Annotated in this window: 8 protein-coding genes and 3 pseudogenes; all 11 read left to right on the plus strand. The window is 42.8% G+C overall.

Annotation, left to right across the window (positions count from 1 at the left end):
- The first annotated feature begins 135 nt into the window (after window positions 1–135).
- Window positions 136–1,755 (plus strand): response regulator transcription factor, encoded by a 1,620-nt coding sequence (locus NIT79A3_RS01450; RefSeq protein WP_013964493.1) that lies wholly within the window; start codon window positions 136–138, stop codon window positions 1,753–1,755.
- A 106-nt stretch (window positions 1,756–1,861) separates the two neighbouring features.
- Window positions 1,862–3,154, plus strand: a complete 1,293-nt coding sequence (locus NIT79A3_RS01455; RefSeq protein WP_013964494.1) for a cache domain-containing protein — start codon at window positions 1,862–1,864, stop codon at window positions 3,152–3,154.
- Window positions 3,133–4,065: a response regulator transcription factor gene (locus NIT79A3_RS01460; protein ID WP_013964495.1), complete on the plus strand. Its 933-nt coding sequence runs from the start codon at window positions 3,133–3,135 to the stop codon at window positions 4,063–4,065. Before NIT79A3_RS01455 ends, NIT79A3_RS01460 begins: the two co-directional genes overlap by 22 nt.
- Before the next feature lie 251 nt (window positions 4,066–4,316).
- A complete protein-coding gene (locus NIT79A3_RS01465; protein WP_013964496.1) occupies window positions 4,317–5,495 on the plus strand; it encodes a trypsin-like serine protease in 1,179 nt (392 codons plus the stop codon).
- 169 nt (window positions 5,496–5,664) lie between these two features.
- Window positions 5,665–6,720: a hypothetical protein gene (locus NIT79A3_RS01470; protein ID WP_013964497.1), complete on the plus strand. Its 1,056-nt coding sequence runs from the start codon at window positions 5,665–5,667 to the stop codon at window positions 6,718–6,720.
- A 176-nt stretch (window positions 6,721–6,896) separates the two neighbouring features.
- Window positions 6,897–7,349, plus strand: a pseudogene (locus NIT79A3_RS01475) (IS5/IS1182 family transposase); the annotation flags it as partial.
- Between the two features lie 237 nt (window positions 7,350–7,586).
- Window positions 7,587–8,627: an IS110 family transposase gene (locus NIT79A3_RS01480; protein ID WP_013964498.1), complete on the plus strand. Its 1,041-nt coding sequence runs from the start codon at window positions 7,587–7,589 to the stop codon at window positions 8,625–8,627.
- 354 nt (window positions 8,628–8,981) lie between these two features.
- Window positions 8,982–9,419, plus strand: a pseudogene (locus NIT79A3_RS01485) (IS21 family transposase); the annotation flags it as partial.
- A 64-nt stretch (window positions 9,420–9,483) separates the two neighbouring features.
- Window positions 9,484–10,446, plus strand: a complete 963-nt coding sequence (locus NIT79A3_RS01490) for an IS5 family transposase (RefSeq protein WP_013964369.1) — start codon at window positions 9,484–9,486, stop codon at window positions 10,444–10,446.
- Window positions 10,447–10,605: 159 nt separating this feature from the next.
- Window positions 10,606–11,706 (plus strand): annotated as a pseudogene (locus tag NIT79A3_RS01495) (IS21 family transposase); the annotation flags it as partial.
- Complete coding sequence (gene istB, locus NIT79A3_RS01500; RefSeq protein WP_013964499.1) at window positions 11,699–12,520, plus strand: IS21-like element helper ATPase IstB; 822 nt, start codon at window positions 11,699–11,701, stop codon at window positions 12,518–12,520. The pseudogene NIT79A3_RS01495 and the gene istB, both read left to right, overlap by 8 nt.
- Window positions 12,521–12,630 lie beyond the last annotated feature (110 nt).

The raw sequence follows: 12,630 nt of genomic DNA on the forward strand, positions 1-12,630 counted from the left end.
GATTAATACGAAACAGAACATGCGAGAACGCACGAAAATAATGGGTGGCACATTCAACAGCATTACTGTGCCAGATTAGGAAACGACTATCACAGCAGCAATGCCCCGAAAAAATAAATTTTTGAGATGCACACAATGGATACGAAATCATCTGTAACACCCGTAAAAATTCTGCTGATTGACGATGAGCCTCCGTCAAGAAAAATGATGCGTAATGACATATTGAAAAATAGCCCTGATCTTCAAGTTATTGCGGAAGCCAAGAGTTCTCAGGAAGCACTTGATCATTTACAGAAACAAGACTTTGATTTGATCATCATGGATTATGTTTTAATCGATTTTAGCTATTTCGTCGACGGCCCCGATCTAACAAGATCAATTCGCAAACAGTATCCTGAAATAAAGATTGTTTTTTGGAGTATATATAATTACCCACTAACCAAGAAAAGGGCATTAGAGGCAGGTGCAAATGGCTATTTTGCCAAAGAGACTGAGCCTGAAATAATTATAGCCGAGATCAGAAAAATTATGGGCCTCCCATCGACTCAACTCGAAGTTCCTGATTCTATTATGGATAAGCTAACAATACGGGAAGGGGAAGTATTTAAACTGGTAGGAGAAGCAAAATCAAGTAAAGAAATAAATGTGATTTTCTGGGTCAATGAGCAAATTGAAAGTTTTTATATCGAAAAACGATTAAATATAGACCTAAAGAAAGTATCGAGAGAAGAGACAAGCTATGCAAAAAAAGCGGCAGAATCTTTTAGAAAAGATATTAGATATTCAGGCTATCTCTTCAAAAGAGAGTGTACTAAAAACTTAGCAGTACGATACTCACCAGAAGTACTAATCTCATTAACAAATGATGGCATGTCAAAGACATTCGCTGAGCTGAATCAATGGATTCAAAAACGGTATGAGGATGAGCAGGAAAAGACATACATCAAATCGCTACTGACCGAGTTTTATACAAAACAATTTTCAAGGCCCAGGAAAGAAGCAAAAGAATGCGCAGAAAAAAATCTGCAGGAGTATCTTAAATATAAGAAGTACGAGAAGAATTGCAACAACGAATCAACTGATCCAGTTACCCTGAGTGGGTGGGTAAAAACTTGCCCAGATAAACATGAGTTTAAAGCCTTAGCTGAATGGATTGAATCTAAGAATAGTTATAAAGAAAAACAAAATATCTATTACGAAATGCAAGTTTGGATTAATGATCAAATCATTAATTTCTATATAGAGGATTTTCTTAAAAAAGACCCTAATGACGCTTCAAAAGATGATTTGGAAGAAGCAGAGGGTCACTTAAAAGATATCAGATCAAAAGGCTATAAATATAAAAATGAAAGTTACATAGAAAGACTAGAAAGAGCGGACGTAAGAGATTTGAAGCTAAAAGATTTGGATTCCTGGATCGAGAAACAAATTAAGAATAAAGAGAGCAATAACAATGTATCGTTTGAAGAAGAAGCGAAACAGTATAAAGATGCTGATGACTATGATGGTGAAATTAAAGAAATAACTGAGACTGAGATCGATCCAGTAATAAGAAATGATAAAATAAACAGAGATTTGCTAAATCTAGGAAAAAAATTGAACCTTAATCATTCAGAATTGATTAGAGCATCGCAGATTTTCTTTGGATCCCCCGGGGTTGAACAGGCAAGAATAGCTCAGCAATTGTTAGATAGCTTCAGCGCTTATCAAACTTTCTTAAATTCAGGGGAAAACGACGAATCACCGGATATTTGAAACCAAGGAAATCAATACTCAAACGAGAGAAGGTTACCCCACCCGGCTCCTCCAGTATTTGCTCGGCACAATCATACAAGATCAACTCACCGCCTAAGAGGCTATTTTGAATTCACGACGAAAGATATTCTTTTTTTCTTTAGGGCTTTTGTTTTCTGTAATAGGTGCAATTGCACTAACGATGTATTTTCAGATAATACAATTGAAAATATCGCAACACGCTTTAGTGGAACAAGCATATAAGGAAAGTAAGGATACTGAATTAAAAGGGTATGCTGATTTAGCTGTGCAATCCATTGAAAGTTTCTATAAAACTGGCAAAAGAAGTCAAGCCAAACGCACTCTGAAGAATTTGAGTTTCGGATCAGATGGTTATTTCTTTTTGTATAATCTTGATGGGACACTGTTGATGCACCCTCGTCAACCTGAATTGATTGGAGAGAATCTCTGGAAACTAAAAGATGCTAACGGAGACCCAATAATTCAAATGTTAATCAGTCGAGCACTCGAAGGGGGAGGATATGTCGATTATATGTGGCCAAAACCTTCTAACGGCAAAATAGAGCGTAAACGCTCTTATGTCACGGTACTGCCAAACTGGGGATGGGTGATTGGCACAGGAATTTATATGAATGATGTTGATCGTGTGCTAGGCACGATTGATAGGCAAATATCTCATCTTATCTTTGAAACCATGCGTTGGATTAGCATTATTGCATTAATCGGCCTTATAGTTATAGCGGTAGCACATAAACGGTTAGGCCAAGCAAGTGCGAGCAAAGAAATAGACGATGAATTGCATAGATCTGTTGGTCCAAAATTGGTTCTCATTATGAATTTATTGCGTGACGTAATGTATCAAAGAGCGAGAATATATGATCTTCCGACTCGGAATCTGCTTAAATCCATATCAGTAGAAACGAAAGGAGCACTTGATTTAGTGCGAAAGATAAGGAAAAGGTATGAGCTTATGGGCTTATTGGAAGATGAGCTACGCGAGATTAAAAAGAGTTTCGAAAGAAGCTATCGCACACCTGTTCTTTTTACACTGGAAGGCAAAACAGATGATTTGCCTAAAGTTGCCAATGAAGAACTGTGCTCGTTAACAGAGGATGCGCTGAACAATATTGGCGAGCATGCGGCTGCAAGTCAAGTGTATCTCCACCTTCGGGTGGAAGCAGATAATATCAGGTTGACTGTCCAAGATGATGGGATAGGATTTGACCTGGATTCATTCGAACTAGGCAGTGGAATTAAGAACATGCGAGAACGCATGGAAATACTGGGTGGTACATTCGGCATCGTTACTGCACCAGACAAGGGAACAACTATCACAGCAACAATGCCCAGAAAAAATAAATTATGGAAATGTATACAATGGGTGCGAAATCTCCTGTGAATATTCTTCTGGTCGATGATAATCCAAGAAATCACATAATTTTTCATGCACATTTAAGAGATAACCATGATTTGCAAATCACTGCGGAAGCTGAGAACTCCCAGCAAGCACTTGATCATTTGCAAAAACAAGACTTTGATTTGATTATCATGGATTACGAATTAGAAAGAGATGATCTCGATGGAGTCGATCTTACAAAAATAATTCGAAAACAATATGGCGAGCAAACCAAAATTTTATTTTGGAGCATACGCGATAGTTCAATAGACGTGAAAAAATCAATAGAAGCTGGTGCAAATGGTTATTTACTCAAAGAAGCATATAAGGAAGAAGTTCTATCTGCAATAACTAGTGTTATGAGCGACGGAACTCCTACGCCTAAAACTCGGATTGACTTTGGAGAATTGACAGACCAGGAAGAGGAAATAATGAAATTCTTAGCTGAAGGGAAAACAAATAGGGAAATTGCCTGGATTCTCTGGATAGACGATCAGATTATAGATTTCTATCTAGAAAATAGAAGGAAGATAAATCAAATAAAAGCACTGAATGAGGATATAAGAAACACAAGAAAGGAAGCTGATCTATTCAAAAAAGAAATTAGATCCTCAGGCTATCAATTCAAAAAAGAATGCCCTGTCAGACTCGAAGTACAAGACCTTCAAAGTATACAACCATCCTCAATAGGTGATGGTATGGCGCAGATTTCTGCTGAACTGGATTACTGGATCGAGGAACAATATGAAAATGCAAAGCACTGTGATAGTAAGGATGTAACTAAATATGTGATTGATAATAAGCTTAGAAAAGTAGAACGACACTATGCAAACATAATGGCTAAGCTAAAACTTAGTTCGCGAGCTGAATTAACCGAAGAGGCGATAGCTCACCGCTGCAACACCCAAAACTAGTCTGTATTGGTCTCGACATAATCTACATGTCATTTCCCCGTTAAGCCTGAAAATATGAATAAAACGATGTATTTAAATATGACATCGTGATTGCATTATTCCCCTTTCTTTGAATGATAAGCGATAGGCAATAAGTAGGACTACGCATTAGAGTTGCTAGCATGATTGCTTACAATGCATCCAGCTTATACATGTATCTTTAATAAGCCAATGATTGTAACTCTATGAACAAATTACGGAGGAACCACTTAATGAAAAACCACCTTATCATAGCCGTAGCTATAAGTCTGACCTGGGGAAGTACAGTCAATGCACAAAGTTATTCATGGGCCGCATCGAATCAAGCGCAAGGACAACCGATTGCAGTTATGGCCCCTACCCCAAATTCAGCAATGCAGGGACAGCATACATCTGAATATTGGACTGCGGAGCGTTTAAGAAATGCTAAACAAATCGATCTACCAAGAGCAACGGAATCTAACTCAAGTTCTGAGATTCTTGATTCTTATGATTATGGGGAACGAATTAGTGAGCCAGGCCAAGCTCCTACTATCAAAGTTAAACGTAATAAAACCAAGCTATTTGAACCGATTAAAAACGAAATTAATCAGGACAGTGAGAATGAAATACAGTCCTATAACGTACAGGATGTTACTCCTTACGCTTCTGGAACGGTCGGCGCCTCTTTCACCGGCTCAAGGGCTACCCCGGCTACTCCTTTCTGGCCGTTTACAGCAACAGGTAGATTATATTTTAGTGATGTATCCGGAAATCACTATACATGCTCTGCCTCTGTTATTAAGCCTCGTATTATTCTTACGGCAGGTCACTGCGTTTATGATGCTGTAAAAAAACAATGGAACACAAATTTTATATTTATTCCTGCTTACCATAATGGAAGCGCTCCCTATGGGCAGTGGAGCTGGAGTTGGGCGACTACTACTAACAATTGGGCAAATGGCGGTGGGAAAGTTCCTAATTCAGGAGATTACGCCGTAATAGAAATTCAGGATAATTCCATTGGTCAGAAAATTGGAAGTATTACGGGTTATTATGGATACAGAACATTTGCTTTAAGTCCTAACCATGTCACCATGCTTGGCTATCCTAGTGCTTTTGATAGTGGTGATTGGATGCATAGAGTCGATTCTCAGTCATATAAAACTACACTCTATAACACTGTGGAATATGGATCCGAAATGACCAATGGTGCCAGCGGAGGCCCATGGGTTGAAAACTTCGGAACTCTTGCCAATGGTCAATCCGTATCACCTGGTTACTGGCTTGCTATCGTGGGTTTGACATCTTATGGTCCCGTTGATACTACCTTACGTTATTCGGGCTCTAGTATTCTAGATAATCAGTTTACTAATAGTTCAAAAACCGGAATTCTTGATGTGGCATGCGCTCATAAAGTGGGTAATTGTTAATAGTCTATCCTAACCACCACCGGCAATGCCGGTGGATTGGGATTATCTTGCTTTATTGCCATGTATGTCCATTCCATTAATCGTCATCTGACAATTGTCACGGCAGAAGAATAAAAATTCTGATCGCGGTTAAATCTGGAAATCAAATTAAATAGGGAGAAATGGGAAAATGCATACTGGAGAACCAATACGTATATGTATACGTGGAATGTCAGGAATGCTAGGAAACAGGCTGGCAATTTGTCTAGATAAACAGAAAGATATGACGCTTACCGCCGGGATAGTCAGGAATGGTGTACATCTAGATAAAATATTAAATGGTTTTGCATCTACCAATAGATTACCTGAACACATATATCTTGATGCTGGGAAAGACGTTGTAAAGTCACTTAACAAATCGCAATCAAGAGTGAAATTTGAACATATCGAGCAACTTAATCTGTCCGATGTTTGCGATATAGTTATAGATACAACGCCATCTGGAAATGGAAAGGCATGGCGAGATAGATATGCAGCTTTTGGCAAATATGTAGTCTTTCAGTCAGGAGCATTCCCAGATGGATCACTAATTACGCCACCTTATCTTATTAAAGATAAGAGAGAAAAGTTTTTTCGTCAAGGGAACTGCATAATCTCAGCATTATCACCCATATTTTATGCATTAGATGAAATGATAGAGAGTGCAAAAATAAACGTGATAATGCAATATACGGGAAAATTATTAGTGGACATACCGACAAACCAAAGAATTCATTCAACATATTTAGCTGACGAACTATTTTTACAGATGAATGAGGAGCTGGGATCTCTGTTTCCTTATAAAAACATAAGATTATCTGATCTTTACCAAGTTCCAAGTCTAGACTATTATAGTATGTCATTACATCTGGTACTAAAGGAGAAAGTGACTAAAAAAAATATTAGAAAAATACTTATGGACACCCCCCGAATATTTGTGACACCAGATGTAATAACATCTACATATGAAATTGATCATTTCTTAAGAGAACAAGTAAAGGAATCCGGAAATGATTTGCCACCAATTACGGTATATGGTTGTGATCTTGCTGATGATATAAGAAGAAACGAGATTGTAATCAGAGCAGCGATATATTCAAGGACAATAGCCGTACTTCCGAACATTGATGCGATCAGAATGCTAGTAAAAGATGAAGATCCAATTGAAGCAATGAGAAGGACTGACACATATGCTGGATTTTCTTGAGAGATTGTTTAGGTTGGAAAATAACTCACTTACTTACAAACCCTGAATACCTCACAAAAGTACATCACTTAATTTTCGCATTCCTGGTTTCTTAAAGGCTATTCGGATAGCTTGCTCTAAAATTTGAACATTAGAGTTGTAGACATAAGAAAGCATCACATTTGCTTCATATGCTTACAGTCCAAGAAAAAGCGTTCGCGCATCCAGTGGATAGTCGCTTCCTGGAAATTGCGCGTAGTAAAATCGTACAGGCTTCCAAGCGAAGCGGCATTCCCTTGAAACAGAGTTATGCCAAGGAAGGCAAGGAAGTGCGCCGCAAAGCCGGTGGTTATGCCCATGCCAAGCAATTTCGTCACATGCGCAAAAGCTTTAAACACCAACGCACGATCCTTGGTATCGTGCTGCGAGAGATCAAGAGAAAACTGGCAACGGCGGAACTGGAGTGTTCCGCATTGCTACAATATCTGAACACGCTGCTGGGGCGAGCACAACGGATTCACCAGCGGCAACCGAAAAACAAACACAAACTCTACGCACTGCATGCCCCGGAAGTCGAATGCATCGGCAAGGGCAAGGCGCGTAAACCATATGAATTCGGTGTCAAGACCAGCATTGTGGTCACGCACAAAAACAGCCTGATGTGTATTAGTTCAGATCTAATCGTACAAAGCGCTTGAAATCGAGAGCATTACCGAGTTTGATGTGGGTTGTAAATAGCGGTGTAAAAATGTACCACTGAGGCGCACTGAATTTCGCGGGAATCTCGGAATAAAAGTAATGGAATGGACGCCCACTACCCTAAACGGCATCGAAGTGCCAAAGTAGTGGTGCAGTAAAGCCCACTAAACAAGAGAGGAGCGTCCGACATGAAGATTACAACGATAGGCATTGATTTGGCAAAAGAAGTATTTCAGATTCACGGTGTGGATGTACATGGTAAGGCCGTGTTGCGTAAGCAACTGCGCCGCAGCGAAATGGCGAGGTTCTTTGCCAATCTTGAGCCTTGCCTGATTGGTATGGAGGCATGCGGTAGCTCGCACCACTGGGCGAGAAAGTTGGGCGAATTTGGGCATACCGTCAAACTCATGTCGCCCCAGTTCGTAAAGCCCTATGTGAAGACCAATAAGAATGATATGGCGGATGCAGAAGCGATTTGCGAAGCAGTTAACCGACCGAATATGCGCTTTGTACCGATCAAGAACGTTGAACAACAAGCAATCCTCTCGATACATCGCGCCAGACAGGGTTTTGTTAAAGCCAGAACCGCGCAGGCAAATCAGATGCGTGGTTTGCTCTCTGAGTTTGGTATCGTGATGCCTCAGGGGATCCGATCCATCAACAAACGTATGTCGGATATACTGGAAGATGCCGAGAATGGTTTACCAGGTACCCTGCGCAAGCTGTTGGAAAGACTGAACGACCACCTCAAGGAATTGAATCGCCAGGTGGAAGAGTTGGAGCTTCAGATCAAGCTGTGGCATAAACAGAACGAAGCCAGCCAGAAACTGGAAGCCATTCCCGGTGTGGGCCCGATCACAGCAAGTGCCATTGTGGCAACCGTGGGAGGTGCCGCGGAATTCAAGAACGGCAGGCAACTCGCGGCATGGTTTGGATTGGTCCCAAAGCAACGATCCAGTGGTGGTAAGCAGATATTGCTTGGTATCAGTAAACGTGGCGACACTTACTTGCGCACTTTAATGATCCACGGAGCACGAGCGGTCATTCGTTTTGCTGAGAACAAGACTGAACCGGAGAGCTGGGTGCGCAAGCTAATGGCACGGCGCAATAAGAACGTTGCCGCCGTTGCTCTGGCGAACAAGAACGCACGAATCATCTGGGCGCTACTCGCTAAAGGCACTACATTCCACCCCAAACACACTTCGGCAGCGCCTGCTACCGGAGCCTGATCGAGGCGGCTGAATAGAAACGTATCGGTAATGTTGCAACAAAAAGGAATTTAAGGAGAAAAACTTTCACCGATTGCACAGGCAATCATGACATGATGGCAAGATAGGTCAGACCGTGGTTGGGAAAGCTCGTTCTGGTACAAGCACACCAAGTGCGTAAAAGTGATAGAGCCCCAATCAGCGTATTCCATCAGGGACAGAGGCAATGAGCTTCACATAAAGTCCGGATGTATGGCTGCAATCTTTACCTTCTCAAAATCATCGACTGAAAGCTTGGCATAACGTGGGCGTCCATGTATACCAGTCTGAAGCCTGTAAGCTGATGCAATTAGCATCAAGTGAAAGGCGATGAGGATGTATACAGTGGAACTATATGTAAAGATTCGACGAGCGGTTATGGTAGAAGGCCGAAGCGAACGCGAAGTTGCGCGTTATTTTGGTATTCACCGCAAGACTGTGAAGAAGATGTGCCAATACGCAGCACCGCCGGGTTACCGGCGCAAGAGCGAACCCGTATCTCCCAAGCTTGCCCCTTTCACTGGCATTATTGATGCCATTCTGGAAGCTGATAAGCAAGTTCATGCCAAACAACGCCATACTGCAGTGCGGATATTGGAGCGGTTACGCGATGAAAATGGTTTTACCGGTGGTTATACCATCGTACGTAACTATGTCTACAAGGCTGCGATTCGGCAGAAAGAAATGTTTATGCCGTTGGTACATCTACCTGGTCATGCCCAGGTAGATTTTGGAGAAGCTGATGGCTATATTGGCGGCAAGCTAAGGAAACTCTGATTAAGTCCCAAAAACTTGTAAAATACGCGGTAGATTGTAACCACTGCAAGGGAATGCATTGATGAAACAATTAGTATTGTCGATTCCATTATTTATCAAGAAACCAAAAGTAACTCGCCGGCAAAAGTTTCTCGAAGAAATGGAGCAAGTGGTTCCATGGGTAGACTGGACGAATCGGATCGCGCCGCACTATCCGGTAGCAGGTTTGGGACGCAAGCCATTTGCGTTGGAAGCGATGCTGCGGATTCATATGATGCAGCAATGGTTTGGTTATTCAGATCCGGCAATGGAAGAAGCGTTACATGATGTGCCGATGCTACGTGAATTTGCAGGACTAGATGCGGGAGAAGATGTTATGCCTGATGAGACGACGATCCTCAAGTTTCGCCACCTGCTGGAGAAGCATCACTTGGCACAAAGCCTGTTTGCTGAAACAACTGGGCGGTTAGCGCAACAGGGATTATTGCTGCGTCAGGGCACGATAGTTGACGCCACGCTGATAGCGGCTGCGCCATCGACCAAGAACCGGCAACGCAAACGTGATGGCGAGATGAGTTCGACTAAGAAAGGCAACAACTATTACTTTGGATTAAAAGCACACATAGGCGTAGATGCCGATTCCGGCCTGGTGCATAGCCTGGAAATTACCACGGCCAAAGTGGCCGATGGCAACATGATTGATGCGCTGGTACATGGCGAAGAGGCAATTGTATTGGGTGATCGGGCTTATACTCGTAATGATCGCAATCTGGAAGCGCAACGACAGCCGGAAGAGCCGGTCTGGGGTATGCCATTCAAACGCAAGCGCGGTGAGGAATTGCCAGCAGAACATGCCGTGCTCAATCGTATGCTAGCTTCACTACGCGCAAAGGTTGAACATCCGTTTCGTATTGTCAAAAGACAATTTGGTTATACCAAAGTCCGTTACCGAGGATTGTTCAAGAATGCACAACAGCTTTATCTGTTGTTTGCCTTGGCTAATCTTTACCATGTCCGTAAGGTGTGGATGCCAACCACGGGATAATTCCGTCCAATATCCCTGAAAATCAGCATCAGGGGACAGAATAGTATGCAATCTGCTAAAAATTACAGTTATTAATCGCACAATAATGCCTATATTAGCTACTTTACCGATAGCTTTGTCGACAAAACTGGAATAAATAACTTAATCAGAGCTTCCCTAATTAGATTCCATTATTTCTGCCTTGATTTGCCGCATTCAGATGGTTGTTTTGTCAAAGCTTACCCGACTGAAGATACTGAATCCTTTCTGGATGGGCACGTCGCTGCATTTGCGTTTCTTGGTGGAGTGCCGCAATCGATCTTGTATGACAACACCAAGATTGCAGTAGCGAAGATATTGGGTGATGGTAAGCGCCAACGTACCAAGGCATTTAGTGAGTTGCAGAGTCACTACCTGTTTGAAGACAAGTTTGGGCGACCGGCTAAAGGTAACGACAAGGGCAATGTTGAAGGCATGGTCGGTTATAGTCGCCGGCACTTCATGGTGCCGCTACCCATTGCCACTGACTTTGATGCTTTAAATGCCAAACTGCTGGATGGATGCATCAAACGAAGCCAAGCGAAACTACGGGGTCAAACAGAAACCATCGCTGAGCGTATGAAACGCGATGCCGCTGCGCTGATGGCTTTACCTGCGGTTGCTTTTGATGCCTGCCACAAGATTTCCACGCGTGTATCTTCACTATCGCTCGTGCGTTATCGGACCAACGACTACTCAGTACCTACCCAATACGGCCACCGGGAAGTATTGGTCAAAGGCTATGTAGATCACGTCGATATTTGCCTGGGTGCTGATACGATTGCACGCCATGTGCGCAGCTACGGTCAGGAAGAATTCATATACAACCCATTACACTACCTGGCGTTGCTGGAACAGAAACCGCGTGCGCTTGATCAAGCAGCGCCCTTGCACGATTGGGTACTGCCCGAAGCATTCGATCGCCTGCGTCGACTGCTGGAAGTCCGCATGGAACGGCGCGGTCGCAAGGAATATATCCAGGTTTTGCGGTTGCTGGAGAATTTCAGTCAAGCGCAGGTTGAACAGGCGATCAAACAAGCGATGGGTTTGGGTGTAGTGGGTTTTGATGCTATTAAACATTTGATCCTATGTGCGATCGAACAACGACCTGCCAAGCTAGACTTGGCGCTTTATCCGTATCTACCGAATGCCAGTGTAAAATCCACCGAACCACGAGCGTACTTAAGCTTGCTGCAAAGACCTCAGGCAAATCAGCAGCCTATGGAGGTGCGTTATGACTGACACGTCTATACCTACCACGGTTGCGCCACAGGTTTTGCTGGTCAATCACTTCAAGACCCTAAAATTGCCGACCTTTGCACGAGAATATGAGAAAGTGGGACTCGAATGCGCACGTGAAGGTATCGATTATGCACGTTACTTATTGCGGCTATGCGAACTGGAATGTATCGATCGTGAACGACGCAATACCGAACGGCGCATACGTCAGGCAAAGTTCCCAGTGACTAAAAGCCTGGATACGTTCGACTTTGCTGCAATTCCTGAATTGAACAAATCGTTGGTACTAGAGTTGATGCGCTGCGAATGGATCGACAAGCGCGAGAACATTATTGCGCTGGGGCCTTCAGGTGTTGGCAAGACTCATGTGGCTTTGGCCTTAGGGTTGGGTGCTTGCCAGAAAGGCATAAGTGTAACATTTACGACAGCTGCAGCCCTGGTGCATGAGTTAATGGAAGCCCGTGATGAGAAGCGACTGCGTACCTTGCAAAAGCAGTTGGCTAACGTCAAGTTGCTGATTATAGACGAGCTCGGTTATGTGCCATTTACTGCAGTGGGTTCAGAGCTCTTGTTCGAGGTATTCAGCCGACGATATGAACATGGATCCACTCTAGTCACATCAAATCTGCCGTTTGATGAATGGACGAGTGTGCTGGGATCAGAACGATTGACCGGTGCGTTGCTGGATCGCTTAACCCATCATGTGCATATTCTGGAAATGAATGGGGAATCGTATCGCCTGGCTGAAAGCAAGAAACGGCAAAAGCAGACAGTACCAGCCAAGCCTATAGAAAAGGAGGATGCCAGACCAATATAAAAGATTTTAGGGAAAACACTGCGCCTTTACTGAAACCCAAGAAATAAAAAATCAGAGGCGCAAAACCAGAGGTTAAAGCCCTCTTTTTATTAACCTAACTGGTACACTCT

The sequence above is a fragment of the Nitrosomonas sp. Is79A3 genome, assembly GCF_000219585.1.
Taxonomy (GTDB): Bacteria; Pseudomonadota; Gammaproteobacteria; order Burkholderiales; family Nitrosomonadaceae; genus Nitrosomonas.

Bases quoted from the DNA above. Each gene is read 5' to 3' on its own strand.
- NIT79A3_RS01470 (WP_013964497.1), top strand. From the start codon at position 5,665: ATGCATACTGGAGAACCAATACGTATATGTATACGTGGAATGTCAGGA.
- NIT79A3_RS01460 (WP_013964495.1), top strand. From the start codon at position 3,133: ATGGGTGCGAAATCTCCTGTGAATATTCTTCTGGTCGATGATAATCCA.
- NIT79A3_RS01465 (WP_013964496.1), top strand. From the start codon at position 4,317: ATGAAAAACCACCTTATCATAGCCGTAGCTATAAGTCTGACCTGGGGA.
- NIT79A3_RS01480 (WP_013964498.1), top strand. From the start codon at position 7,587: ATGAAGATTACAACGATAGGCATTGATTTGGCAAAAGAAGTATTTCAG.
- istB (WP_013964499.1), top strand. From the start codon at position 11,699: ATGACTGACACGTCTATACCTACCACGGTTGCGCCACAGGTTTTGCTG.
- NIT79A3_RS01450 (WP_013964493.1), top strand. From the start codon at position 136: ATGGATACGAAATCATCTGTAACACCCGTAAAAATTCTGCTGATTGAC.
- NIT79A3_RS01490 (WP_013964369.1), top strand. From the start codon at position 9,484: ATGAAACAATTAGTATTGTCGATTCCATTATTTATCAAGAAACCAAAA.